Source organism: Janthinobacterium agaricidamnosum NBRC 102515 = DSM 9628 (assembly GCF_000723165.1).
Taxonomy (GTDB): Bacteria; Pseudomonadota; Gammaproteobacteria; order Burkholderiales; family Burkholderiaceae_D; genus Janthinobacterium; species Janthinobacterium agaricidamnosum.
In genome coordinates this window covers 1,803,184-1,829,520 of record NZ_HG322949.1, presented here as the reverse complement: position 1 = coordinate 1,829,520, position 26,337 = coordinate 1,803,184, and the positions used below count along the sequence as shown (strand labels likewise).

The 26,337-nt window shown below is 64.6% G+C and carries 25 protein-coding genes; 14 read left to right on the top strand and 11 right to left on the bottom strand.

Going from position 1 to position 26,337, the window contains the following annotated elements:
* Positions 1–215: 215 nt before the first annotated feature.
* Both GJA_RS07835 and GJA_RS07825 read left to right on the top strand, forming a co-directional pair.
* Entirely contained in the window at positions 216–1,355 is a 1,140-nt protein-coding gene (locus GJA_RS07835; protein WP_144241449.1) for a hypothetical protein, read from the top strand.
* Between the two features lie 275 nt (positions 1,356–1,630).
* Positions 1,631–5,113, top strand: a complete 3,483-nt coding sequence (locus GJA_RS07825; protein ID WP_144241448.1) for a hypothetical protein — start codon at positions 1,631–1,633, stop codon at positions 5,111–5,113.
* A gap of 52 nt (positions 5,114–5,165) precedes the next feature.
* Here the strand turns inward: GJA_RS07825 and GJA_RS26050 are convergent, their stop codons facing one another.
* Positions 5,166–5,882, bottom strand: coding sequence for a transglycosylase SLT domain-containing protein (locus tag GJA_RS26050; protein ID WP_167541090.1), 717 nt, complete (start codon positions 5,880–5,882; stop codon positions 5,166–5,168).
* Positions 5,883–6,135: 253 nt separating this feature from the next.
* On the opposite strand from GJA_RS26050, the gene GJA_RS27760 reads away from it, so the two are divergent.
* From GJA_RS27760 to GJA_RS07805, 3 genes are all read left to right on the top strand, one after another.
* Entirely contained in the window at positions 6,136–6,291 is a 156-nt protein-coding gene (locus GJA_RS27760) for a hypothetical protein (RefSeq protein WP_156484096.1), read from the top strand.
* Between the two features lie 100 nt (positions 6,292–6,391).
* On the top strand, positions 6,392–6,868 hold the full coding sequence (locus GJA_RS07810) for a GNAT family N-acetyltransferase (RefSeq protein WP_144241447.1): 477 nt from the start codon (positions 6,392–6,394) through the stop codon (positions 6,866–6,868).
* A gap of 125 nt (positions 6,869–6,993) precedes the next feature.
* The gene (locus GJA_RS07805; protein WP_038490717.1) at positions 6,994–7,455 is read left to right on the top strand and encodes a hypothetical protein; all 462 of its coding nucleotides are present in this window, start codon (positions 6,994–6,996) and stop codon (positions 7,453–7,455) included.
* 57 nt (positions 7,456–7,512) lie between these two features.
* On the opposite strand, the gene GJA_RS07800 is transcribed toward GJA_RS07805, so the two are convergent.
* The 10 genes from GJA_RS07800 to GJA_RS07755 form a co-directional block, all read right to left on the bottom strand.
* Positions 7,513–8,283 (bottom strand): hypothetical protein, encoded by a 771-nt coding sequence (locus GJA_RS07800; protein ID WP_038490715.1) that lies wholly within the window; start codon positions 8,281–8,283, stop codon positions 7,513–7,515.
* 1 nt (position 8,284) lies between these two features.
* Positions 8,285–9,385 carry a type III secretion system export apparatus subunit SctU gene (sctU, locus tag GJA_RS07795; protein WP_038490712.1) on the bottom strand — a complete coding sequence of 367 codons (1,101 nt, stop codon included), beginning with the start codon at positions 9,383–9,385 and terminating at the stop codon, positions 8,285–8,287.
* Complete coding sequence (locus GJA_RS07790; protein WP_038499032.1) at positions 9,382–10,173, bottom strand: EscT/YscT/HrcT family type III secretion system export apparatus protein; 792 nt, start codon at positions 10,171–10,173, stop codon at positions 9,382–9,384. Before GJA_RS07790 ends, sctU begins: the two co-directional genes overlap by 4 nt.
* 15 nt (positions 10,174–10,188) lie before the next feature.
* Positions 10,189–10,461 (bottom strand): type III secretion system export apparatus subunit SctS, encoded by a 273-nt coding sequence (sctS, locus tag GJA_RS07785; protein ID WP_038490709.1) that lies wholly within the window; start codon positions 10,459–10,461, stop codon positions 10,189–10,191.
* Positions 10,462–10,544: 83 nt separating this feature from the next.
* Complete coding sequence (sctR, locus tag GJA_RS07780) at positions 10,545–11,219, bottom strand: type III secretion system export apparatus subunit SctR (RefSeq protein WP_038490706.1); 675 nt, start codon at positions 11,217–11,219, stop codon at positions 10,545–10,547.
* Positions 11,201–12,454, bottom strand: coding sequence for a type III secretion system cytoplasmic ring protein SctQ (gene sctQ / locus GJA_RS07775; protein WP_038490702.1), 1,254 nt, complete (start codon positions 12,452–12,454; stop codon positions 11,201–11,203). Before sctQ ends, sctR begins: the two co-directional genes overlap by 19 nt.
* A 45-nt stretch (positions 12,455–12,499) precedes the next feature.
* Positions 12,500–13,066, bottom strand: coding sequence for a hypothetical protein (locus GJA_RS26045; RefSeq protein ID WP_051780427.1), 567 nt, complete (start codon positions 13,064–13,066; stop codon positions 12,500–12,502).
* Complete coding sequence (locus GJA_RS07765; RefSeq protein ID WP_038490699.1) at positions 13,067–13,549, bottom strand: hypothetical protein; 483 nt, start codon at positions 13,547–13,549, stop codon at positions 13,067–13,069.
* Entirely contained in the window at positions 13,546–14,928 is a 1,383-nt protein-coding gene (locus GJA_RS07760; protein ID WP_051780425.1) for a FliI/YscN family ATPase, read from the bottom strand. Before GJA_RS07760 ends, GJA_RS07765 begins: the two co-directional genes overlap by 4 nt.
* Positions 14,925–16,064, bottom strand: coding sequence for an FHA domain-containing protein (locus GJA_RS07755; protein WP_038490696.1), 1,140 nt, complete (start codon positions 16,062–16,064; stop codon positions 14,925–14,927). The genes GJA_RS07760 and GJA_RS07755 overlap by 4 nt, the downstream gene beginning before the upstream one ends.
* Positions 16,065–16,189: 125 nt before the next feature.
* Between GJA_RS07755 and GJA_RS07750 the strand changes: the two genes are divergently transcribed.
* The 9 genes from GJA_RS07750 to GJA_RS07710 all read left to right on the top strand — a co-directional run bounded on the left by GJA_RS07750 (position 16,190) and on the right by GJA_RS07710 (position 25,603).
* Positions 16,190–17,365 (top strand): hypothetical protein, encoded by a 1,176-nt coding sequence (locus GJA_RS07750; RefSeq protein WP_038490693.1) that lies wholly within the window; start codon positions 16,190–16,192, stop codon positions 17,363–17,365.
* A 31-nt stretch (positions 17,366–17,396) separates the two neighbouring features.
* Complete coding sequence (locus tag GJA_RS07745) at positions 17,397–17,726, top strand: hypothetical protein (RefSeq protein WP_038490690.1); 330 nt, start codon at positions 17,397–17,399, stop codon at positions 17,724–17,726.
* A 2-nt stretch (positions 17,727–17,728) separates the two neighbouring features.
* Positions 17,729–18,184, top strand: coding sequence for a hypothetical protein (locus GJA_RS26040; protein WP_144241446.1), 456 nt, complete (start codon positions 17,729–17,731; stop codon positions 18,182–18,184).
* On the top strand, positions 18,181–18,480 hold the full coding sequence (locus tag GJA_RS07735) for a hypothetical protein (protein ID WP_081905276.1): 300 nt from the start codon (positions 18,181–18,183) through the stop codon (positions 18,478–18,480). Before GJA_RS26040 ends, GJA_RS07735 begins: the two co-directional genes overlap by 4 nt.
* 46 nt (positions 18,481–18,526) lie before the next feature.
* Positions 18,527–20,614 carry a type III secretion system export apparatus subunit SctV gene (gene sctV / locus GJA_RS07730; protein WP_038490687.1) on the top strand — a complete coding sequence of 696 codons (2,088 nt, stop codon included), beginning with the start codon at positions 18,527–18,529 and terminating at the stop codon, positions 20,612–20,614.
* Positions 20,615–20,624: 10 nt separating this feature from the next.
* Entirely contained in the window at positions 20,625–20,870 is a 246-nt protein-coding gene (locus tag GJA_RS07725) for a hypothetical protein (protein ID WP_144241445.1), read from the top strand.
* Positions 20,871–20,968: 98 nt separating this feature from the next.
* On the top strand, positions 20,969–21,469 hold the full coding sequence (locus tag GJA_RS07720) for a hypothetical protein (RefSeq protein WP_144241444.1): 501 nt from the start codon (positions 20,969–20,971) through the stop codon (positions 21,467–21,469).
* Positions 21,470–21,824: 355 nt separating this feature from the next.
* Complete coding sequence (locus GJA_RS07715) at positions 21,825–23,438, top strand: tyrosinase family protein (RefSeq protein ID WP_038490678.1); 1,614 nt, start codon at positions 21,825–21,827, stop codon at positions 23,436–23,438.
* A gap of 14 nt (positions 23,439–23,452) precedes the next feature.
* A complete protein-coding gene (locus tag GJA_RS07710; RefSeq protein ID WP_038490675.1) occupies positions 23,453–25,603 on the top strand; it encodes a multicopper oxidase family protein in 2,151 nt (716 codons plus the stop codon).
* The last annotated feature ends 734 nt before the right edge of the window (positions 25,604–26,337 follow it).

Sequence of the window (26,337 nt, the reverse complement as noted above, 5' to 3'; positions counted from 1 at the left end):
ATGGGCCGCCACCGGCGGCACCGGTAGCGGCGAGTTTTAACGCCAGCGCGAGCCAGTTGCCCCCACCCGACTCGCGGCGTTCGCGGCCACGCGACATTTATAGGCCGCCAATCAATTCCAGCAGCGCTCATCCGATCCATGCCCAGCCGCCGCTGGCGATCGCACAGCCGCGTCCCAGGCTGGCTACGCAGCCCTTTCGGCCGACACCGGAAGCGATGGCGCAAGCCGCACCGACGAATCTTTACCAGACGCCAGCGAGTGCCAGCAGCAATGCGCCGCTCTACGACCGGCCACCGCAGGCCATCGCCCAGCCACGTCCCACCGTCCCTCCCGCCCCCTTTCAGCCAACACGGGCGGCAATCAAGAAGGCAACCCCGCGCGTCCCTTATCCCATCTATGGGCCGCCACTGCCAGCCGCCACCCACGCCAATTTCAACGCTGCCGGGCTGCCGCCGCCAGGCTTGCCGCAGCAAAGGCCGCGCGCCATGTCGGGATCGGCCATGCGGCACCAACTGATGTCGCAACAGCGCCGCACACCAGACATCATCCCATTCATCCCGCCCAGCCCCTCCGAGTTTGACGCGGCACAGAAGAATGCATCCGGCAAAGCGGCGTACGAGGAGGGCAGATATTACCAAGAGCGTGACATGTCCGGCAGCGCCATGGCCTACAATCTGACGGCGCAGCACCGCGACGCAGAGGAAATCATCCCGTTCATCCCTCCCAGCCCCTCCGAGTTTGACGCGGCACAGAAGAAAGAACTCGGACAATCGGTGTACGAAGAAGGCAGGTTTTACCAGGGCACCACCGATGTCCAGGCGGCAGACCGACGCGCTAATGGCATGGATCCCAACCACAAAGTCGGATCAAGCGTGGATAACGGCATCGCCCTGGGCGTCGTGAGATTGCATCCAGGTCAGGTAGAAAAATTCCGTAGTAATGCGCTGACTCATTTTTATTTCACCAAATTCCGAACCGGCAACAGGGCAGGCATGGGCGCCGTCGACTATGCAAGACTGGCCAGCGCGAAAGGCGGCAGGCCCAAGGTCATCCGCGCATTTTTAACTGAAGAATCATCGGTGTCGCTGCAACCCGATCCGGATTCGGTAGCGGGCAGCCTGGCGTTCCGCACCAGGGACAAGGTCGCGTCCGGTTCGGTGCTGCCGTCAAAAAAAGCCCCATCGACCGTGACCAAGGCGAGCGAAGACTTCAGGAACCGATTTAACAAGCATCCAAGCCGCATCCAGTCAGGCATCGGCAAGATCGGCTCGCGCGAAGCCGCACGCATGCTGCGCGATGCGCAATCCGATTCCGAAGACGATTTTGACGATGCGCCGCCGCGTCGCCAAATATAGTTTGCAAGCCCTCCAGCGCCGGCGACCGGCCGGCGCCGCCCCTCTTTTGCGTCCCCGCCCCTCCGGCCAACCCTGTAGCGTGGCATTTGTACGACGTAAAACAGCAACACTACACAATTGACAATGGAACCGATCGACCCTTGGCTGCTACCAATTAGTTATCTTAAAGGCTAATTTTCCGGAAAGATATGCTCCCGGGACTGTCGCGCCCGGGCTACCGCCGCAGGCCTGGTGCAGTGACAGGTCGACAATCACCTCTTTCAACTGGACATACCATGTTTAGCTTAGGCGCTACTCCCCCCACGCATTCGGCTCACGCAACGCCAATTGCCGAAACCCCAGCTACCCCGCCACCACCGAAAGCCGCACAGCCGCCGAATGCCGCCACTCCCGCCACTTCCACCACCACCGCCGCGGCGCCGCGCGTGCACCATTCGTCGGCCCAAAAAATCATGACGCGCGCGGTGCGCGACGCGATGCGCGTTCCATCCAGCGCCAGGGTCACCGTGGCGTCGACCTTTTCGGTTGCCGGCAGCCGCTTGCGCTCGCCGGCGCTCGACACCACCCGCAGTACCCGGCTGGCCGATGCGCCGGCCAGCGCCGGCGCCGCGCCCACGCTGAAGCCAACCGGTAGCGATTTTGGCGGCAAGGACATGAAAGACGCCATCGCACTGAGCGTCGACCACCTGACCCGCACGTCGTCCGATGCCCCGGCCTGGCCTTTGCCCCAGTTCAAGCTGCGCCATCTGTCGCTACGGCGCAAGCCCGCGCCGGTGGCGCCGGCGCCAGCCACGCTGGCCGCCAGCGCCGCGGCCAGCAAGCTGCCGCTGATCGTACAAAACGAAGCGGCGTTCGATGCCGAGGCGGCCAGGCTGTTCAAGTCCGCCCAGCCTGGCGCCGCTGCCGCGCACCAGCGCATGCTGGCGCTGGCCAAGCGCACCGTCGCGTCGGACCAGCAGCGCTTGTCGGGCCAGTTCGAACGCCCGCTGGCGCTGTTGCAGGCAGTCTCCGCGATTTGCGGCAACGATGTACTCCGCGCCGAACAGGTCATGCACATCCTGTCGCAGGGCCTGGACATCACCAAGGCAGAGCACGAGCAAAAAACAGCGCCTGCGCCAGTCATTGCGCACACGCCGGTCCGGCTGGCCGGCGACCCGGACGCCAAGGCGGCCGGGCCGGAAGGCCCCAAGAAGGCGCCGCCAGCGCCGCGCGACAGCTCCGGCGACAAGGCGGCCGCGTGGCGCACCGCGCAATTGCTGGCCACCTCGGGCGGGGTCGGCTTCGAAGCACTGCTGGCGTTGAGCCCGGTGCCGGTGGATCCCGCTGTCGCCGCAAGCGACGCAAGGCGGGTCGCCGACTGGGAACAAGCCACCGCACAAGCCAAGGCGCGCACCGATGTCGATCCGGCCGAGGTGGTGCTCGACTTGAAACCGGTCACGCAGCAAGCGCGCCGCGAACAGTCGCTGCTGCTGCACCTGCAAGCCGGCGCCTCGCTCGAACAGGCGCGCGATTCCGGCAACGACAGCGCCGACGCCACCCGGCAGGCGCACCTGACGCAGAGCGCCGCGGTCAAGCTGTGGCGCGATCATGGCGCGGTCGGCTCCTTGAGCGACGCCGAAAAAACCGCGCATTTCGACTGGCGCCAAAACCTGCGCGAAGCCGGTCCGCAAGGCAACCGGCAACTGGCCAGCGCGCGGCTCGACAAGAGCGTGCTGTGGCCGGTGCGCAGCGCCAGCATGAGCCAGAACTGGCTCAGCAGGGCCAATCCGCGCGCGCTGTTCGGCCAGAAAAAAGCGCCGTTCCTGGCGCTCGGCATGGGCGCGGCCGGAGCCCAGCTCGATAGCGACACGGCCGAGCGCGGCGCCTTCGACCAGGCGCTGAAGCAGGCGATCGGCGGCTTGAAGGATGACATCGCGGCCAGCCTGACAGCACGCCCCGGCACGGTGCCGCCAGCGCAGGTACTGCAGCGTGTCAATACCCTGGCGATGCTGGAAAACTGGCAGGGCCAGATAGCGCAGGGACTGGCGCCGGAATCCTGCGATTTCAAAAACACCGCTCCGCAAGTACACCAGCGCGCGCTTGAACTGGCGGCCGGCCTGCCGCCGGTATTCCGCAGGCAGCTGGAGGCCGAGGCCAAGGCGTATATCCAGTCCTGCAAAAAACAGCCGTGCACGCTGGAAGCGCTGGAAGCGATGGGCCATGCCTGCCTGGGCGCACCCGGCGCCGAGGCCCCGCCGTCGCCATACCGCGACGGCTTGACCTCGGCCAAGGCGGTGCTGGCCAAGGCGCAGTTGAAGCCGGCCGACTTGTCGATCGACGCGATGCGCGAGTTTTACCTGTCGTTTTCCAAGACGGTGCGCATGGGGCCGCGGCTGCGCGTGTCGTCCGGCGGGGTGTATGGCGTCAACAATACCACCATCCCCTTCCCGGCGTCGCCGGACGTGCGCTACAGGAAAGGACGCAATGCGGTGGTCGAATACAACACCGGCGGCCATGCGCATGAACTCGGCTTCGGCGTGGAACAAATCCGCCAGCGCCATGTCGGCGCGCAGGGCGGCCTCAGCATCCCGGCGCCGCCGGTGGCCGTCGGCCTGTCGACTGGCGGCAATACCGGCGCCGATGAATCGGTGTTTACCGGCGTGCGTTTGCGCTTTTTGCGCAGGCTCAACAGCCAAGACGGCGATCTGAACCTGCACCAGCCGAAGACCGCGCAATTCATCAACAGTTTTTTCGACGCGGCATCGGCATTGGAAAAAGAAGCCAAAGGCCAGGCGCCCAAGACCCCGCCCGGCAGCTTGTGGAAGTCGCTGCTGGTCGATCGATATTTCGACGACCCGGACTTTTCCGTCAGCTGGCAAGATCACCGCTCGCAGCAAACCAAGGTCACCACGTCGAAATCCGTCAGCACCAGCGCTTTTGCGATGGGCGTCAGCGTGACCCACGGCCACGAAGAGAACCCGCATATCGGGCTCATGCGTTCAGACACCTCCGGCGCGACGGCCCGTTCGCTCGTCACGGTGGGCAGCGCCGGGCGCGATTTCGTCAGGACCGCGGTGGGCGTGACGCCGCCCGGCTTCGTCAGGCTGCCGCTGTTGTCGGCCGAAGCGACGCTGAATGAAACCGGAAAATTGGCCACCGTGCGCACCATCGAGGAACACGGCCGCCTGCTGCCCAACCTGATCTACAAGGACGTCACCTACCAGGAATTCGGTCCCTATCAGCAAGCGATCAACCATCCGAAAAACCGGCCGGCATGGGAAGCCTTATTGGGTGGCAAGGAGAAGGTCGACGAGCATTTGCAGCAGGTCGAGCAAGAGTTCGCGGCCAACCAGCGCCCGGCGATACGCTGGCGGCTGCGCGCCGACGCCGTCAAGCTGATCGACGCGTCGCGCGAGGCGATCGTGTTCGCGCAAGCGGCGTTGCGCAATGCCCCGTCGGATCAGGTCAGGGAAGAAAAAAAGGCGGAAATCGCCGGCCTGAAAACGCTGATCGCCGGCCTGCTGAGCGGCGACCCGACGCTGGCCGGGATGGATGACGGTCATGGCGGCAAGATCAACCAGGCCGAGCTGGTCGGTTCGTGGAACCTGGAAGAAGTCAGCAAGGAACGCGGCGTCTCTCCGGTGAACTGGATGCTGAGCGCCGGCGCCACGCTGAAAGTCGCGGCCGACCGCGAACTGACCTGGCAAGGCGTCAGTACCAAGACGCTGAACCAGCAAACCGCGGCGCTGAACCATAGAACGCCGCCTGCGCAAGCGTAATGAACAATGGCCGCGAAAGCGGCCATTTTCTTATGCACTACCGGCTGCTTGATCAGACCTGCCAGTTGATGCTCTTGAAGATATTCTGCACGTAGTCGGTGGTGGCACCGTCGGCCGGATTGCTCAGGTTGCTTGGATCCTGGATCGAACCGCTGTTATAGATCCGCAACGCAACGCCCCATGCATGCTTGTCGTCACCGCCGCCGGCCTGGTCGTGGTACGACTTGTCCAGTGCGGCGGCGGCGCGGATATTGGTGGCCGGATCATTTTTGACTTGCTCGAAATCGACGTTCTTCAAGCTCGGCGGGCACTTGTCGGAATTACGGAAACTGTCCCAGGTATCTTTCTGCAACTGCATCAGCCCGAAGCTCTTGCCGCCGTCGCCCAGCGCATTCGGGTTGCCGCCGGATTCCTGGTGCATCTGCGCCGCCAGCAGTTCCGGCGGGACGCCGAATTCCTTGGCCGCCGCATTGATTTCAGCCGAATAGACGCCGGTCGCCGGCGCGCCGCTGGCGGCGCCGGTACCACTGGCGCCACTGGCGCCGCTGCCCGGCTCGCCCGGCACCACATAACGCTGCGGCGGCGCATTCGATGGCTCGCGTATTTCGCCCTTGTCCGGATTGGAATAATACTGTTTCCAATCCGGATTATCTTGCAGAAATTGACCATGTTTTTCAGTGCCGCACGCTTTAATCGTATTGTCCGACGTGATCACATAGTTGGTATTGTCCATCGGACAGTGAAAGCTGTCACCTACTTTTAAGCCCATCTTTGATTCCTCCCTGGTCAGTTGCGAAAAATCGGCGACACCCCGCAAATCGCATTGCATGCATCAAGGTGAAGGTATGCGCGCCGTCTGCATGGTGAGTAACAAAATGGCCATGCAAGTTCCAGCGCACCATGAAGGCAAAATATAAATCCCGCATCTGGAACAATTGCCCGGAGCCCACCACTTATCAATACTCTTTCAGATGAAGAGTAATGCAGCAATCAACCAACCAATGAAATTGAAAGGAATTACCATGCCATTTCTCGCCCCTATTCTCGCTGCCGCCGGCCCCGCCCTTGAAGCCGCGGCCGGGGCCGCCAGCCTCGCCGGCGCCGCCGCTAGCGCCGCCGCCCCCGGCGGTGCACAAGGCGGTCAAAACGACAAGCCGGATCCAAGCGCAATCATCTAACTGAACGATCGGGCTGACCTTGATCACCCCGGCTGACGCGTCATCCGGCGCGCCAGCCATTTTTTACTTTCCTTATCTTCGATACGCATTGGTGCTCGCTATGTCCCGATTCCGCATAACAGAAAAAGCCGACCTGGAACTGATGTATGAAGCCGAACGACTGCGTTATGGTCCGCAGCATTTCGCCGCATTGGGCGTCAGCATGGAACAGGTGCTGGCGTACTACGCCGATTGCCCCTCGCTCGGTTATGAAATCGATGGCGCGCCGGCCGGCGGCGCCCTGTTCGACGGCAAGGAAATCCATATCGCCGTGCTGCCGCAATATTATGGCCGGTGGGCCTGGCTGTTCAAGCCGACGCTGGAATGGTTATTCCAGATGGAGGAAACCATTCTGAGCCGCATCGAACGCTTCAATACACGCTCGCTGCGCTTCATGGATGCCGGCAAATGGCCCAGGGTTCACGAAGACGAACACTATGTCACCTTTGAAATGAATCGTAATAGCCAACATATTTTCAGCCGGCGCATGCAACAAGCCGGGCCGGTCCGATCAAGTTTGCGTCGCGATCAGACGTAACAAGCACCGGCACTATTTTTTTAGCAATAACATTGCCAAACAATCAATTGAAGCGGCCATTGCGGCGGCGTTCGGCTTGATACATAATAAAGCGTTGCCGACAGGATGACGCCATACCCTATTTTATGAAGCAATCCATTTCCAATACTGCAAAGTCGCGCGAGGCAGCCGCGTCCCAGGTTTTGCGCCTGCTCAACGAACTGGCCGAACTGAGCGGCCAGCCGGCGACAAATGCACTGGCGCCGGTACTGGAACTGCAGTTCGACGATATCCTGACGTCGACCACGTTTACCGATGATTTCCCGCGAGCGGCCCTGCTGATTTCGGCGCTGTTGCCGGCCACGCCGGCGCAGACGCTGCCAACCAGCAGCGCGTCGCCGCTGGCGCGCAGCAATTGTGGCTGGGCCATCGATGCCGGCAGCGGCCGTTATCTGTTCTGGCGCCGGGTGGCGGCGCACCAGGTGATGGACGAGCGCCTGTTGCTCGATGCCATCATGACCACCAAAGACCTGGCTGAAGCCTGGTATCTGCGTTTTTCAGCAAGACCTGAAACCAGCGCAACGGCGCCGCGCAAACACCTGGCCTGAACGGCCAGAGGGGGAGCGCATGCATGGCATGCGCTCCCCCTCTGGCATTTCGCTGTTTTACACTTCCCCGTCATCGACACACCAGCGGCCACCGCAGCCGAGCGCGCTGGATGGATCGCAACCCTGGCTGCGGTTGCAAAAGCGGATGCATTGCGCGCGCGACTGCGGCGCGACGGCCGGCAAACCGCGCTTGATCGACGGAACCGGGCTGCGTAATGGCGGCACCACCGTGATACCTGCCATCGCCAGATAAAATACGCCATCGTCCTGGCTGCGGCCCTGAACCTGATACAGCGCGGCGTCGGCAGCATCGGCGGCATCGGCTTTAGCGCCCAACGCCGCGCGCCTCGACCTGGCGCCGGCCTGTTCCACCGAACCCAGCGTATCGTGGTCACGGCGATCCTCGCGATCCTGGCCGCCAGCACGCGGCGGCACGATCCGTTCCAGCCCCAATGCGGCGCGCGCCGCCGTGCCGATGCGGTCTGCCGCGACCGGATTGCCTGGGGTAATCCTGGTACCGGCCGGGCCCTGCTCGATGACGGCACCGGCGCCGATGTCGGCGTCGCCACTGATGCTGATGCTGTCATCGGCCAGCCGCCGCAAGGCGGCCGCGCCGCGCGGCGCCGGCTTGCGGCCGCGCGGCGGCGCCGGTTTTTCGAACGCCGCCGCCAGTGACACCGCCAGCGGCGCCGATAAGGAAGCGCTGTCGGCCGAGATGGCGGTAATGGTTGCGGCGCCGATCGCATCGACGGCCGATTCTGCCGCGGATGGCGCGGATGGCGGCAGGCCGGCCTGGTCCGGCGCCGGAGGCAAGATGATCAATTTCATGTCAGGCTCCCGCCGCGTCAGGCGAAGTGCCGTAGCGTTCCAGTTCCAGCACGGTGTGCTCGCGCCCGCTTTCCAGCACTTCCTTCACCGCCGCATAGACCTGCGCCACCGCTTCGTAACTGGAACTTGGCACATAGCCGCCAGGACGCGCGGTGGCGTACAGCGTGCGCGCCAGCCACACATGGCGGATCACCGGAATTCCCAGCTCATGGGCGCGCGCGATCATGGCGCGCGCCACCTCATCCCTGCCCTTGGCCAGCACTTGCGGCACCGGCGTGCTGGTGTCGTAGCGCATCGCCACCGCAAAATGGGTCGGATTGACCACCACCGCATTGGCGTCGCCGGTCTTGGCGACCGGTTCTTCCTGCGCCCATTGGCGCGCCAATTGCTTGCGCATGCCCTTGACCATCGGATCGCCCTCGGACTCTTTATACTCGCGCTTGATTTCCTGCATATCCATCATCAGGTTCTTGGTCAGGAAATAGCGCTGCAACGCGAAGTCGAGCAAGCCGAGCACGCCGCACAATATCAGGATCGAGTGCAGCACCGAACGCAGCAAGATGATGAAACCCTCGTAGATATCCTTCGGTTCGCCGCCTGCCAGGTGCAGGATCGACGAGATCTGGTCGCGCACCAGGAAAAACGTCAGTCCCAGCATGACCGTCGCCTTGAACAGCGACAGCAGCAGTTCGCTGAGCTTTTTCTTGGAGAACAGCTGTTTGATGCCGTTCACCGGATTGAGCTTGTCCAGGCTCGGCGTCAGCGATTCGGTACTGATCAAAATCCCGAACTGGCCCCAATGCGAGATGAACGCGAGCAGGCCGCAGACCACCAGGCAGGTGCCGAATACCAGCAGCAGCAACAGGCCGGCCGACTGTATCATGCCGAGCATGCGTTCATGGAATGGCTGGCCGATGGCGGCGATCGAATTGAGCATCAAGCCGCTGATCGCTTCGCGCCACCATGGCTCGGTGGCCAGCGCCAGCTCCGACAGGGCGGTCAGCGAAATCACCCGCGCCAGGTCGCGGCTGACCGCGATCTGGCCCTTGGCGCGCGCGTCTTCGCGTTTCTTGCTGGTGGGTTGTTCGGTTTTATCGCTCATGTGCCATGCCCCAGCAGGATCGCGCTCAGGTCGAGGATGTGGGAAAAGTCGCCGGCCACGTAATAGGACAGCGTCGGCCAGTAAATCAGCAGGATGAACATGCCGGCCAGGCTCTTGATCGGCGCCGCGGCGAACGACACCTGCAGGTTCGACGCGAACACGCCGATGATGGCAAAGCCGAAATCGACCATCACCAGCGGAATCAGCAGCGGCCCGCCATACACCACGATATGCCAGACAAATTCGGAAAAGCGCTGGATCATCACGTCCAGGTGCAGCGGGTCGAACGGCGGACTGAGGCTCATCACCGGCCACATGCCGTAACTTTCGATCAGGATGCGGGTCAGAGCGGTGAACAGGCCGGCCTGTATCAGCACCAGCATCACCGCCTGCACCAGCATCGCGCCGATGGCGCTGGCGTCATGGTCGAACGACGCATTGTTCGACGCCAGCTGGATCGGCGAACGCTGCGCGTCGAGGATCGAGCCGATCGATTGCACCACCCAGACCGGCACCGCCAGGGTCAGCCCCAGCATGCCGCCGATGGCGGCCTCCTTGAAGCTCAGCATGCCCGCCAGCAGCATTCCCGGCGGCGTCGCATTGACGCTGGCGAAGGCCGGCACCACGGCCGGCAGCGCCAGCGCAAACGCGACGGCGCCGCGCATCACCATGGTCAGCGTGCCGGCGCCGAAGCCTGGCAGGATCGCCAGGCATACCGCGATGCGCGGCAGCGTCAGCGCCAGCGCGATCAGCAGCGACTGGATCTCCAGCAGGAGCGAATGAGGCATGACGGTGTACACGCTTTACATCCCCATGCGGCCGGCGCCGGGAATCAGGCGGAACGCGGTTTCGGTCAGTTGCATCAACTCGCTGCCCAGCCAGCGGCCCAGCACGGCCAGCGTCACCGCGACGGCAACCAGCTTGACCACATACGGCAGCGTCTGGTCTTGTACCTGGGTAATCGCCTGCACCAGCGACACCAGCACGCCGCACACGGTGGCGATGATCAGCGGCGGCGCCGACAAGACGACGGCCAGCCACAGGCCCTGCTGGAAAAATTGTAAGGTATCGGCCACGCTGAAGTCCTTTCAGGAAATCGGAAGCGCCCCGGCGACCAGCGCCGGCGCTAAAAATCAGAGGTAAAACGGGGAGCGGACGGTCACAGATAGGACATCGCCAGCGCATGCAGCAGCTTGCCCCAGCCATCGACCATCACGAACAGCAGCATCTTCAGCGGAATGGTCAGCGTTTGCGGACTGACTTGCTGCATGCCGAGCGCCTGCAGCAAATTCGAGATCAGCAGGTCGATCACCACGAACGGGATATAGATCAGGAAACCGATCTGGTAGCCGGCCTGCAGTTCGGAGACGACAAACGCCGGCAGCACGATCAGCGTATCGCTGGACGTGGCGGCCTTGGCCATATCCTTGGGCCACAGTTTGCGGGCCGAATCGAGGAACAGTTCGCGCTGCGCCGGCTGGCTGAATTTCAGCATGAACTGGTGCAGCGGCTCCAGCGTCGTCTGGGCCTGCTGCAGCAGCGGCGCCGCGTGCGACGAATCGCTGGTGGACGATTGCAGTTTCAGCGCCCGGTTGCCGATTTCCTGCACCGTCGGCGCCATCACGAAGGCGCTGACAGCCAGCGCGATGCCGTAGATCGCGATGGTCGGCGGCGCCTGCTGCACGCCGATGGCGTTGCGCAGCACCAGCAACACCAGCGAAATCTTCAGGAACGAGGTAGTGGTCACGACGATCAGCGGTATCAGCGACAGCATCCCCAGCAGGATGGAAAATGACACGACATCATATTGATTGTTCACGCTTGCTCCGTCCATTCCGTCAGGCGTACGCCCAGTTTGCCGTCGACATTGACCGCTTCGCCGCGGCCCAGCAGGCGGCCGCCGCACATGACGCCGATGCTGGCCGGCGTGCCCTGCCCCAGCTCCAGCACCACACCCGGCGCCAGCTGGCGCATCTGGCCCAGGTTCAGGTTGAGCTGGCCCAGCACGAAATCGAGGCTCAGCGGCAGTTGCTCGACAGACGTGGAACGCGGCTCGGCGTGGGCCGGTTCGGCCGCCGGCGGCGCCAGCGGGGCGGCTGGCGGCTGCGCTTCATAACCGGCCTGATAGTCGGCCTGATGATCCGCCCGGTAGTCCGCCTGCTGGTCCGCCCGATAATCCTGATGCTCTGCCGGAAAGTCCGCCTGATGATTTTCCTGATAGTGCGCTGGATGCTCAGCCCCATGCCCGGATGGATAATCCGGTTCAGTCTCGTAATCGGATGCGGTGTAATAGTCCATTGTTTGCTCCATTGCAGTAATAATCAGCGAGCGCGGCGCGTGGAATTGCACGCCCAGACGCTGTGCGCCCAGGCTCAGCAGGCCAGCGCCGGCGCAGTCGAAATAAGGATGGTCGGGCAGCACGATGTCGCCCGGACGCAGGGTTTGCAGCAGCGCCAGCGGCAAGCGATGGCGCGCCAGCAGCACCGGCTGCGGGTTGGGCAGGAAAGCGTCGGACAGCGCGGCGCGCGGCACGGCGCGCCATAGCGGATCGGCCAGGCATGCGCGCCAGGTCGCTACGCTGGCGCTGGCGCGGGTGACGATGCGATGGACGGCACCCCGCTGGCCGGCATCTTCCAGGCTGAGGGCCAGCGCCAGCAAGTCGCCATCCGCGCCGGTATCCGGAGCGGCATCCGGAGCGGCCAATCGTACAGTTTGCGCAAAGGCCAGCGGCGTGCCGCGCAGGCGCGCCAGCGCCGCCGCTTCCAGCCAGGCCCAGTGCGGCCCCTGCATCGCGGCCGAGCTCAGGTCGATGCCGGTCAGCGCGCGCAGCAAGCGCACGCCCTGCTGTACCGTCACGGCGCCATGCGGCCCGTCGAATACCAGCGCCTCATCGGAACCGGCGGCGTCCAGGCTGGCCGCCGGCGCCAAGGTGAGCGACAGCGCGATAGCGCCGCAATCGGCTTGCATGCCGCCGCCGAGCTGGCGCGTCAGCGCGGCAAACTGCGCCGTCACGCGGGTCGGCGTCAAATCGAGAGCGGTGGCCCGTCCGGGCGCAACGAAATAAGACATGGGAATCCTGGCTAGACGTACCGCACGCATGCGGCGCCGGGACGGCTACAGCAGCGTGACAGTGGTTTTCTTACCCATACGTCGTTGCAACCGGCCTTCCAGTTCCATTTTTTTTTCGCGCAGCTGTTTCGCCAGCCCATTGTCGGCGGTGCTGAGCAGGAAACTGATGCGGCTGTCGTTCGAATCGACCGCCACATTCAGCGAACGGCCGCCCGGCAGCAGCAGTTCGAACACGCCATTGTCGGCCCCCAGGCCCAGCAAGGCGTCGGCGCACAGGTCCAGGTCGGGGTCCGGCGCCGGCGGCGCGCCGGCCGACGGCGCCACGCCCCCCTCCTTGCCGTCCTGGCCATCCTTGTCGTCGTCCTGCCCGCCGCCCTGTTCGCGACGCGCCCGTTCGTCCGGCATCCACGCCGTCACCGTAGCGCACTGGGCGGCCTTGTCATCGGCCTGCCGCGGTTCCCGCTGTGCCGCGCCGTCGTCGTGGCGCGGCGCCCGCGGCGGCTGCGGTTTGTACGGTTTGACCGGATCGGCATGGTGCTGGGGCGGCCTGGGCGGCGCCCGATGCTCTTCGGCGTGCAAAGCCGCGCCCCGGTATGGCGATATGGCTGACATTTAATCCTCCTGCAGACGGTGTTGCAGCGCGATGCTGTCGCGCACCATGCTTAATTTTTCCTGGTTCAGGCGGGCCAGCCGTACCGCCAGCTTGGCCTCGAAAAAGACCCGCCCCGCCTGGCGGCACGGCAACAGCGCTTCGCGCCACGCCAGCAGCGCCTGGTCGCTGATGCCGCGCATCTTGGTGTACACCCGCCGGGCGTTGAAAAACTCGCCGCTGGACGTACGCATCGCAAAAAAATCAGCGCGGCTGTGCTGCCAGAATTGCTGGGCGTCGAGCACGCTCTGACGCCAGACCAGCTTGTATGCGCGCAAGCCCATGCGCAGTTCGCGCCAGGCCGCCAGCGCCTCGCGCTGCTCGCGCTCCATGCGCTCGCTGCGCTGCTTGCGCACATTGATCACGCCATCGAGCGTGCGGTCGGGCTTGCGCGGCTCGGCCACGTCGACCACTTCGCGCTGGCGGCCGGCCGCGCGACCGTTCATGCGGCCAGCTCGGCCATGCGGGCCATGGTTTCGTCATACGGCGATTGTCCGCGCGTATCCTGGCGCAGGAACGACAACTGCTCGGGCCGCAGCTCGACCGCCCGGTCGGCCAGTTCATCGGTGCCGGACTTGTATTCGCCCAGCCGTATCAGCAACTCCATCTCTTGATAACGCGCCATCAATTCGCGGAAGCGCGAGGCCGACTTGCGCTGCGCCGATTCGGTGACGTTGCCCATGGTCCGGCTGATACTGGCCAATACGTCGATGGCCGGGTAATGCCCCTGCTCGGCCAGCTTCTTGCTCAGCAAGATATGGCCGTCGAGCAGCGACTTGGCTTCATCGCCGATCGGGTCCGAGGCCGCCTCGCCATCCACCAGCACGGTGTACAGCGCGGTGATCGACCCGCTCTGCGTCAAACCGGCCCGTTCGACCAGCCGCGGCAGCATGGTGTAGACCGATGGCGTAAAGCCGCCGCGGGCCGGCGGTTCGCCGGCCGCCAGGCCGATTTCGCGCTGGGCCCGCGCAAACCGGGTCAGCGAATCGACCAGCAGCAGCACATGCTTGCCGCGCGCCCGGAACCCTTCGGCGATCGCGGTGGCGGTGAAGGCGGCACGGGCGCGCTCCATCGACGTGCGGTCCGAGGTGGCGCAGACGATGATGGTTTTAGAGACCAGCTCGGCGTCCAGTTCATGCTGCAGGAATTCGTTGACTTCGCGGCCACGTTCGCCGATCAGGCCGAACACGATGGCGTCGGCGCCGCAGCCGCGCGCAATCGCCGCCATCAGCGTGGTCTTGCCGCAGCCGGGACCGGCAAAGATGCCCATGCGCTGGCCGCGTCCCAGCGTCAGCAAGCCGTCGATCGCCCGCACGCCGGTCGCCAGCGTATCGACGATGCGCGGCCGGTCGGTCGCCACCGGCGCGTCGCGGATCACCGGCACCGTGCTGCGCCAGGCGGCCGGCTCGGTCTTGCGGCCCTGGGTGTCGAACACGACACGACCAAATCCGTCCAGCACGCAGCCAAACAGATGTTCGCCGACTTCGACCGTGTGGCTGCGCCGCAAAGGCTGGACCAGGGTCTGGTTCGACACGCCTTCCAGCGGGCTGAGCGCCGACAGCAGCGTGGTCTTGCCTGAAAAGCCGACCACTTCGGCCAGCATCGGCTGGCCGGTACGCTCCGGCAGGATCAGGTGGCACAGTTCGCCGATCGCGGCCGGCGGCATTGCCGCTTCGATCAGCGTGCCGACCACTTGCCCGACCCGGCCGTAGGTGTCGAGGCCGGGCCGCTCCGGCAAGCCGGCCAGCCAGTCCGGCAAGCGTTCGCGCACCGCCGCCAATGCCGGGGCGATCGCCGGCTTGCCATCGTCGATGGCGGCGTTCACCAGTTCACCTCGATCTTGCGTTTGCCGACGAAGCTCAGGCGGTGCTGGTCGATCGCCACCACCCGCGTGCCGCGATAATCGTCGCCGACATACAGCCGCTCGCCGTCGGCGGTGACCAGGCTGGGAGTGGAGCCGGTGATCACTTGCTGGATTTTAAATGGCAGCATGCCTTCGGCCGTCACGATATGCGCCTGCACCGGAAAGGTGATGTGATGCTCGGCCACGAAACTGGCCAGGATGCGCTCGAAACGGGCCCGCTCGTCGTCGTCGAGGTCGGCCCGCATGACCCATTTGGCGGCGCCCAGCTGCAGGTCTATGCGGTCCAGCAACTCGGCCTCGCGCAGGCGCTGGCGGAATTGATCGCTCAGCGGCGCCGCGGCGACGCTGGTTGACGCAACTGCCGCAGCCGCCGATGCCGATGCCGCCGCACGCGCCGCCCTGGGCGTGCTGGCCAGGTCCAGCGTCAGCGGCCGGCGCCGCGGTGGCGTTTCGTCGCGCTGCACCAGCGCATAGGCGGTACTGCAGACGATCGCGGTCAGCGCCAGCACCAGTCCGAGGCTGAGGCGGCGCGGCAGCCAGCGACTGCGCCGGCGCGGCGTCGGCAGATTCGGCGGCGCGCCGGCCGATCCGCCTGGCGCGGGCGGCGGCAGCACCACCGGGTCGTCGCTGAAACCGGGCTCGGCGCGGGGATTGAAATCGGCGTCGGAACCGCCATAAAAACCCGCGTCGGAAGCACCACTGAAGCCTGCATCGGAGCCATAGGCCGGCTGCGGCTCAACCCGCGCCTCAGGCTGCGCCGCGGCGAGGCCGGGATGGCCGGCCGGCGGCGCGATCCACGCCGCTTCGGCGCTCGACAGCACCAGCCAGATGCCGCTATCGCCCAGCAATACCGGCTGGTCCGGAACCAGCTCGACGCTGTCGCTGGCCGAGGTCTGGCCGACACCGGCGATGCGGCCCTGTTCCGCCAGCAGCACCCAGTCCACGCCATTAAAGCGCAGTACCGCATGTTCCGCTTCGATGGCGTTATCAACCATCACCATGTCGGCGTCTTCGCTGCAGCCGATGGTGACGCTGTCGCCCGCCAACGGCAATACCGCGCCGCGATGCAAGCCATTCAATACCCTGAGTTCCAACATAGCCTATCCCCTCGTTCAATACAATCTCCGCTGTAAGTAACCGGCCGGCCCCTTCGGGTTCCATCGCCTTGCCGCCAAACGCGGCGCCATGCGCCGCTGGAACCAGATCGAGATACGCGCCACTCATGGCCATGAACATCAATAATTCAGCCGCCCTCAACAACCGCATCCGCCAGCGCCACCTCTCTGAATTGAGGAACCAGCCGGCCGCGGTCGATCCGCGCGATGCCGCGCGCAACGCGTCCAGCACCGGCCTGGCCAGCTTCCGCTCCGGCCAGGCGCGCCAGGCGCCGGGACCGGGCAAGAGCCTGGCGCGGCGCCTGACGCAGGCCCGCAAGGGTTCCGGGGCCTCCGGCTCTTCGGCGCTCGACGATGACGACGATGACGAAGAACATATCCAGGCGGTCAGCAAGAAGGTCATGTCCAACCTGCGCGACGGCAGCGAACAGTCGCTGGAAGACATGCTGTCGCCGTACGATCCCTTGCAGCGCCATCTGCTGCTCGGTTCGGTACGCGAAGAGCTGAAGAAAACCCCGGACGATCCAAAACGGCAAATCATGGACGCCAAGCTGGGCGCCATGCTGGCCGAGCTGGATAAAAAGCACGGCCCGCAGATCCGCGCCGGCCAGCAGGATGGCGACACGCTGTCGCGCGTGCTGGCCCAGCTCGGCCAGGCCGGCGACTTCAAGTCGATGCAATCGTTGCGCCGGGCTTGCGGCGCGGCCGACGGCGCGGCGCTGACGCCGGAAGCGCTGTTCGACACCTTGAGAAAGACGGCGGCCAGCAGCGGCAAGCCGTTCGGTGCCCTGATGGAGCAAGTCCACTCGGGCATGGCCGGTGGCTTGCAGGACCGCAAGCTGCAAGGCCGGCGCCTGTGCATGTCGCTGGCCGATACGTCCGCGGTGCGGCTGGTGCAAAGCAGCATGGCGCAAGCCAAGTCGCTCAACAGCGCCTTGTCGGCGCAAGCCGAACTGACGCCGCGCGGCAGCCAGGAAGACACCGCCGCGTGGCTGATGAAGCTGAGCCAGCAGCGCGCCGGACAGGCCGCCACGATGCTCGACCAGGTGGCTCATACCGCCCATATCGACCAGCGGCGGCGCGCCCGCGGTTACGCGGTGCTGCGTGACAGCGTCAGGCAAACCCCGGACAGGCTGTGGCAAGGTCCGATGACCCGCGGCACGCTGATTGAAGAATTGACAGCCTGCACGGTCGGTTCCTACCAGGCGCTGCCGAGCGGCCCCAGCGCCGCGGACCAGCGCGAAGCCGAATGGCGCAGCAGCCTGCAACGCGCGGGCGGCTAATCAAGCATCACCGATTTTCAAAGGAAGCTGAATGCAGGATTTAATCTTCGAATTGGTATTACGGGCTTGCCGCGAGCAAGTCGTGCTGCACCATGCGCTGGAGAATGGCATGGAGTTGCTGACCTGTCCGCATGAGCAGACCGCCTTGATCGCGGTCGGTTATCCGCGCGAACGGGCGCACCAGGCCAGCGCCGAAACGGTGCTGCGCAAGCGCGCCGTCCAGTTGCCGCTGCTGGGCGCCTGGCTGCCGGCCGTGCTGCCCGATGGCGGCTGGTACCTGGTGCGGCGCCTGCCAAGCCCCGAACGGACCTTTATCCCCGTCGAACAAGAACTCACCGCGGTACAGGAGTTGCTGGCATGAATATGACGACACGCCCCATCACCAACAATGGCGTCAAGCCGGGCGGCGGCCGGCAGGCGCCGGTGCAGCAGCAGATGCCGATCCAGCTGGAACCGAACCAGGTGCTCAGCAGCGACTTGTCATCCCGCGAGCAAAGCCTGTCGCTGGAGCGCGCCGGCGCCAGCCATTCCGACGCCGGCGCCGAGCTGACGCGCTGGCTGGGCAATGGACTGACCACCCGCAATAAAGCGTGGGCGCAGGATCCCTTGCCGGACCTGCGGGCCTTGCAGAAACTGTTGCTGGCCAAGTCGCTGGCCACCGAGGGCCAGCCGCGCGCCGAATGCCTGGCGGCGATCAAGGTGGTCGAACTGAACGTGCAATGGCGCTTGCGCATGTTGCAGATGGATATGGATAGCGATATGGCGGCGGCCAATGGCGCCGCCAAGCCAGCCGACAAACCGCTCAAGGAGACCAAATGATCATCAGGGCAACGCTGCGCAACGCCAGGCCGGACGAGGCACTGGAGGCGGAACTGGAATTGGCGATCGGCCTGGTGTGGGGCCATTTGCAGGCGCGCCAGTTCGACCAGGCGTATCAGCTGGCCAAGGGTTGTTTGCTGCTGTGGCCGAAGCAGCGCCATTTGAACGCGATGGCGGCCTACGCCCAGCTCGAAGCGGGTTTCGAAATTCCGGCGCCCGCGCTGAAGGCGCTGCACGCCGACGGCGCCGACGCCGGCTGGAGCGCGATCATGCTGCGCCGCGCGGGCAACGCATGAGCGCCGTGGCTCCCACCCTCACCCTACCGACTTCAGGAAATAAAGCATGAACTCATTTGTCATGACGCTCAACCAGATGGGCCAGAAAATCGCCAGGCGCGCCGAGCTGATCGCCGCCGCGGTGGTAATCGCCATCGTCTTCATGCTGGTGCTGCCGCTGCCGCTGTGGCTGCTGGACGTGCTGATCGCGATCAACCTGTGCGTGGCCGGCCTGATGGTGGTGGTGTCGATGTACATGGCCGGCCCGACCGCCTTTTCGACCTTCCCGACCGTGCTGCTGATGACCACCCTGTTCCGGCTGGCGCTGGAAGTGGCCACCACGCGGCTGATTTTGCTGGAAGGGAGCGCCGGCCACATCGTTGAAACCTTCGGTAACTTCGTGGTCGGCGGCAACCTGGTGGTCGGCCTGGTGATTTTCGTGATCTTGACGGTGGTCCAGTTCATCGTCATCACCAAGGGTTCGGAACGGGTCTCGGAAGTGGCGGCGCGCTTTTCGCTGGACGCCATGCCGGGCAAGCAAATGTCGATCGACAGCGACTTGCGGGCCGGCATACTGACCGCCGACGACGCCAAGAAAAAACGCGCCTTGCTGGGCATGGAAAGCCAGTTGCACGGCGCCATGGACGGCGCGATGAAGTTCGTCAAGGGCGATGCGATCGCCGGCATCTTCATCGTCGCGGTCAACCTGGTCGGCGGTATTTCGATCGGCGTGATCCAGCACGGCCTGACCGTCTCGGGCGCGGTGCAAGTGTATTCGATCCTGTCGATCGGCGATGCGCTGATCGCCCAGATCCCGGCGCTGCTGATTTCGCTGGCGGCCGGCATGATCACCACCCGCGTCAGCAAGGGCGGCAACAACAAGGATGAAGAAGAGAGCAATATCGGCCAGGATATCGCCGCCGAATTGTTCAGCGAACCGAAAGCGCTGCTGACCGCCGCCGCCTTGATGGTCATGTTCGGCTGTATTCCCGGCATGCCGACGCTGGTGTTCCTCGGCCTGGCGCTGGTGCTGGGCGCCAGCGGCGTGGTCGGCCTGATGAAACCGAGCGCCGACGCCGAACTGCAGCGCCAGGCGGTCGAAAGCGAAAAGAACAATGCCAAGATCGTCGACTTGACGACGTTCACCGCAACGCGGCCGTTCTCGGTGCGCATGCCGCCGTCGCTGCGCGACAGCCAGGCGGCCGATACGCTGATCAGCGCGGTGCGCGTGATGCGCAACCTGATGATCGACAACAAGGGCATACCGGACTTGCAGCCGATCAGTTTCGAATTCCACCCATCGGTGCCGGAAGGCCGCGTGCATTTCCTGATGGCCGACGTGCCGCTGATCGACAGCCCGCTGCGCACCGGCTGGGCCGCCACCACCGAATCGCTGGACCGGATCCTCGAAATGGGCTTTGTCGGCAGCGAGGATGAATTGAACGGCACCCGCCGCCGCCGCGTGTGGGTCAAGGTCGATGTCGCCGGCCTGCAGGCGGCCGGCGTCAAATACATGGCGTGGGAACAGGTATTCTCGGCCGACGTCGAAGTCGAAATGCTGCGCAATTGCCAGATGTTCGTCGGCGTGCACGAAGTGCAGCGCTTCACCAACTGGGCCGACCGGCGCTATCCGGAACTGGGCAAGGAAATCGCCAAATCGGTGACGCTGTCGCGCTTGACGGCGGTGGTGCAGCGCCTGACGCGCGAAGGCGTCTCGCTGCGCAATGCGCGCCAGCTGCTGGAAACCACGCTGGAATGGGCGCCCAAGGAAAACGATCCGGACATCATCGCCGACCATGTGCGGCTGGCGTTCAAGCGCCAGCTGTGCCATGAAGTGGCGCGCGACGGCTTGATCGAAGTGGTGCTGCTGTCGCCGGAACTGGAAGATCAATTGCGCAGTTCGCTGCGCGAATCCAACCAGGGCAGCTACCTGGAACTGGATCCGGAAATCGAACAAAGCTTCCTCGACCGGCTCGGCGAACTGTCCGGCACCGGCGGCACGCCGGCCGCGCCGCCGGTGCTGGTCACCGCGGCCGACTTGCGGCGCTCGGTGCGCAACCTGATCGAAGACGAATTCTTTTCGGTGCCGGTATTCGCGTTTTCGGAATTGACGCAGCATACCCGCGCCCATCCGATCGGCATGATCGAGCTGTGAAGGAAATAATATGAGAATCGCTGCCTTATCGCACGGCATGAGCGCCGTTATGTCAGCCTGGCAACTGGAAGCGCCGGCGGCGCTGGTCCGCACCAGCGCCGTGACGCCGGTAACGCCGGTCAAGCCGATCGGCGGCGACACGACGCCGCTGCTGAACCGGCATCCGCTGCGCAGCCGTTATGCCGGCGGCGCGACCCGCGCCGCGCTGTACAAGCTGTACCAGTCGGCGCCGGCCACCAGACCGGCGCACGGCTGACATCATCGAAGCGGCGCCGCCACGGAACCATCGGGCCCGGCCAGGGTACTCAGCATCAGCGGCGCCATGTTGGCGCCGTCTTTTCGCTGGAGGCTTTCTTGATGATTTCGCATACGCATGGCGCCACGCTGCTGGCGATGACGCTGCTGGCCGCCAGTCCGGCGGCGCTGGCGTCGAATCGCGCCGACAGCCCGGTGCTGCGCTATCAGTTGCCGTCAAAAAATATCGTGGTCTATAGCAACCAGCCGATGTCCGGCTTGCACGGCAGCCGTATCCGCCTTGCCGCGCCGGCCCCGGTATTGCGCGCGAAAAAAACGCTGCGTCTTTCCGAAACCGCCGCCACTATGCCGGCGCTGTCCGGCGCGCCGGACATGCCGGTCGGCGCCGCCGATTTCCCGGTGATTGCGCCGGAAGTGCAGCGCGCGCGCGACCAGGAACGCTATCGCATGATCGCTGTTGAACTGCAAAACCAGCAGGCGGCGTTGCGCCAGGCACAAGCCCGTAGCGCGCCAGGCAATGCCGTCATCGAGCGCCAGCGCGGCGATATCGCCGCGTTGAGCCGCGAGTTGACACGCACTCTCGCATCGATAGCGAACTAAGCCGTAACCAGTCGCCAGACCGGCCGCGGCGCTACGTCAAGATGGTATCTTTTTAGTAGTGTTGCATGGACAGAACCACTAATTCTCACCCCCCTGATTCGCATTGACCGCTTCGGTATTCTGATAAATACTGCATTCCGTTATCGGAATACCAAACTCGACAAATGCCGGCAACGACGCTGCGGCAACCGCGGCAACCATTTTTACCGCACTGAGACACCGCTTTTTGCAGTCAGGCACATCAGCCTTTCAGCTTTATCGGGAACCGCTGACTCACGCAAGCTCCGCATTTCAACGCCTTTGACTACAGACCCGCTGTGCGCTCGCCATTTGCAATCTTGAAACTGGGGGTAACATGTCTGACTATAATTACAGCCAACGCTTTTTCATCGTCGCCGCAAGCTCGCTCCTGCTCGGCGTCGGCAGCACGGCGGCGCTCGCCGATCCGACCCGCATCAGCGTCGCGGAATTCTCAAAGAATCCGCAGATGGTCGAGGCCCTGACCAAGGGCGTGGCGAGCATGCGCCAGTTCAGCAGCGCCAATCCGATGTCCGAACAATTCAGGACCAGCCTCGCCTACTGGGCCAATACCCATGGCTACATCGGCACCGGCACGCACGCCACCAGCATGCAAAAGTACATCATCGAGTACCGCATTCCGCAGTGCCTGAAGGCGTTTGACAAGAAGACCTGCGCGGCCTATTACCAGCACGTCGTCAATGTCAAGGTGCCCAACGACGGCTACACCGACACGATCTGGGGCACCTGCCAGCATGGCAACCTGTTTTTCCTGCCATGGCATCGCTTCTACCTGCACTTCTTCGAACGCACGCTGCGCAAGCAGTCGAAGGCTCCGAACCTGGCGCTGCCGTACTGGTCTTACTACGACAACTATATGCCGTCGAAGAACAAGCTGGCGCTGCCGCCGCTGGTCACCAATCAAGCAAGCCCGCTGTACGACCAGTGGCGCACGCCGGGGCTGAACCAGCTGGTCAATTTGATGGACCCGGATTCCGCCGACGCCACGCAAGCGTTCGGCTTCAACGATTTCACGGGCTTCTCGAACCAGTTGCAAAATCAGCCGCACGGCACCATGCATTGCGAAGCGGGTTCCGGCTGCACCATGCCCGACATCGGCCTGGTGCCGATCGCCGGCGCCGACCCGGTGTTCTATATGCACCACGCCAACATCGATCGCTTGTGGCAGTGCTGGATGAAAGGCAAGGCCAAGGGCCAGCCGATCACGCTGGCGTGGGCCAGGGCCAATCTCGGCATGAGCGATGCGTGGTTCGAACAGCAATACACCTTCATCGATGAAAACGGCAAACCGGTCAAGGTCAAGGTGGCCGACGTGTTCAGCGCCGCCTACACCCCGCAGTACGACCATCTCGACAATTGCGACGCCAGGCCGGATACCATGAGCAAAGAAAAATCAGCAGGACTGAAGGCATGGGCCAGCTCCCCCTTGACAGCACATGCGCCACTGGCGGCCGGCAAGAAAATCACGCTGGGCAACAGTACCGTGTCGGTCGGGCTGCAGGCGGCGGCCGAGGAGAGCGGCACCATCGTCAAGTCGCTCGGCGCAGCCGCGGCGGAAGCCGGGCAAACCTATCTGGTGCTGGAAGACGTGCAGCTGCAGGGCGCGCCGGCGCTGACCTACAAAGTCTATTTGTCGAGCAAGTCGCAGCCGCAGAAAAGCAGCTATATCGCGACCTTCAGCTACTTCGGGGTCGGCCCGGTGCACGCCAGCCATGCCGGTCACGGATCGGACAATGCGCTTGGCACCCTGGTCTACAAAGTCAACGCGAACCTTGCCGAACTCGGGATCAGCTCGGCCAGCGACATCACCGTGCGCTTCGTGCCGGCCGACCTGGCCAGCGCCAGCCAGGCGAAAAACCAGCAGGCCGGCACCGGCGTGACCGTCGCCAACATCCGCCTCGAAACGTCCGCCATCGCACCAAGCAAGTAAACCGGAGAAAACTCATGCGACAAAACACATACCGGATTCCTGTGTTGCGCGCCACCGCGCTGGCGCTTGGCGTGGGCCTGGCGCTGGGCCGCATGGCCGGCGCCGCCGAACTGCAGCAGGAAGACCAGCAAGAGATCGCCAATCCACCGGCGCTGCGCTCGGCGGCGGCCATCCTGAAGTCGGCCAATCTGCTGGAGAGCAGCGCCACGCGCCCTCGCCTGAACCTGCTGACGCAGCCGTTGATGACCGAGCTTGCACCGGGCGTACCGCGCGAGGTGGAGCTCAATTTATCGATCCGCTACGTCAATGGCTGGATACGCAACCCGTCCGTCGAAAGGCCGGGCGCCATCAAATACGACCGGGTCCGCCTGCGCAGCTACGTGCAGGGCGACAGCGGCCCGGCGCGCTCGATCGCGCCGGACAGCAACTGGGCGGCGCCGGGCCAGACGGTGTTTGTCGCGCCGCAGATCGAAGCGTATCCCGGACAAACCGTCAGGATCACCTTGAATAACAATCTGCCGGCCGACCCCAGCTGCATCGCCCAGGGCGGCAGCGGCAATATCCCGCACTGCTTCAACGGCACCAACCTGCATAGCCATGGCCTGTGGGTGAATCCGGCCGGCAACAGCGACAACGTGCTCATCTCGATCAATCCCGGCGTCGGCTTCCAGTACGAATACAACATCCCGCCGACCCATCCGGCCGGCACGTTCTGGTACCACACGCACCGGCACGGCTCGACGGCGCTGCAAGTGTCGAGCGGCATGGCGGGCGCGCTGATCGTGCGCGGCACCAGGGCGCCGACGCCGGCCGAAAACGGCGATATCGACACCCTGCTCAAGTCCGGCCCGCGCACCCAGTTTCCCGAGCGGGTGCTGGTATTCCAGCAGATACAATATGCCTGCCGCTTCCAGTCCGGCCCGCTGCAAGGCAAAATTAAAACTTATGGCAACGATCCCGGCGCCGGCCTGTCCGATCCGACAGACCAGCGCTACAAGTGCGACGACGGCGATATCGGCCAGATCGACGGGTATGACCAGTTCGGCCCGGGCAGCTGGCAGGGTTCCGGGCGCTACACCAGCATCAATGGCGTGGTGCTGGGCAAGCTGGCCAGGGCCAGGACCGGCGTGATCGAACGCTGGCGCATGATACACGGCGGCGTCAGGGACACCATTTCGTTCAAGATCAAGCGCCGGGCCTTCAACGCGCCGCCGATCAGCGGCCTCAGGGCCAGCGCCACCGAAGACTATGTGAATCAATACTGCACCGGACCGGAGCTGGATTTGCCGCTGATCGCGGCGGACGGCCTGACGCTGGCGAAGGCCATGCCGCGCAAGGCGGTGGTGTTCCAGCCGGCCTACCGCTGGGACGCGCTGGTGGTATTCCCGCAGCCCGGCGACTACTGCGTCATCAACGACGTCAAGGTGGCCAGCAGCGTCGACCGCGCCGCGCCGTCGGCCCGCCTGCTGGGACTGGTCGAGGTCGGGCCCGGAACGCCGGTCAGGGGCGACAGCGTCGCTTATGTCAAGGCCAGGCTGGTCGCGGCGGCGCAGGCCAACTTGCCGGCCAGCGTCAGTCCGAAAGTGGTCGCCGAGCTGAACGACGGCTTCAAGCTGAGCAGCTTTGTGCCGCACCGTACCATCGATGCGGCCGAGGTCACCGGCACGCAGCTGATGACATTCAATATCGATACCAGCAAGCCTGGCAGCACCACGTTCCAGGTCGATGGCAGGCCGTTTGACGGCAACCGGATCGACCGCACGCTGCAACTGGGCGCAGTCGACGAATGGACGCTGGCATCGGATTTTGTCTCGCATCCGTTTCACATCCACGTCAACCCGTTCCAGATCGTCAAGATCCTGACGCCCGACGGCGTCGACATCAGCGGCGACGACGGCAGGGACCCGGACGGCGACAGTCAATACGTGGGCCTGAAAAACGTGTGGAAGGATACCTTGTGGGTCAAGAACCTGTTTGCATCGAATGACCCCGCCAAGGCAAGACAGGGCAGATACACGATCGTGGTGCGGACCCGCTACGAACGCTATATCGGCGACTTTGTCCTGCATTGCCACATACTCGATCACGAGGACCAGGGCATGATGCAAAACATCCGCGTGGCACTGCCCGACGGCAATGGCGGAACCGCGGCGGCGCATCATTAGGCCGCGGTACTCCCTGCCGTATGCAAGCAGGCAGGGAGTGATTGCGCGCCATGACGGGCGCGCGGCTCCCGGCGTCGGACCGGGATAGCGCCGGCTACGCGTCAAGCCATCAGGTGGCTGCCGGCACCGCCGGTGCCTGGCCGTGGTGGCACTGGCGGCGCTGGCGGCGGCGGTGCTGGCGGTGCTGGCGGCGGTGGTGCTGGCGGCGCTGGCGGTGCTGGCGGCGTCGGGGTCTGGGCCGCGAATGCATTCGGCGGGATCTTATCCGCATCGAACATATCGAAGCCGGCCTTTTTCACGTAAGCCTCGCATGCTTTCTTGCTCCAATGACCGTCGGTGCCATGCTTCTGGTCGGCGCCGTCGACATCCTTGAACGCCGAACCCTTGTTGGCGTACAGGTACTGGGCCGCAGCCTGGGTCTGCGGCTTGTACTTGCCGGTCTTGTCGTTGGCAATGTTCCACAAATCGCCCTGGCTCAGCTTGCCGTCGCCTACGGCGGAATCCGTTGCCAGCAAATAAGCGGCGCTGGCGGTGTTCGGATTGGTGACCGGCAGTGCGGCGCCGTTCGGGATGCTGGCCGGCGGCGTGTTCGCCGCTGGCGGCGTCGTCGTCGCTGGCGGCGTGGTGGTGGCCGGCGGTGTCGTCGTCGCCGGCGGGGTAGTCGCTGCCGGTGGCGTGGTCGCAGGCGGCGCGGCGAACGGATTCGGCGGAATCTTGTTCTGCTCGTACGTGCT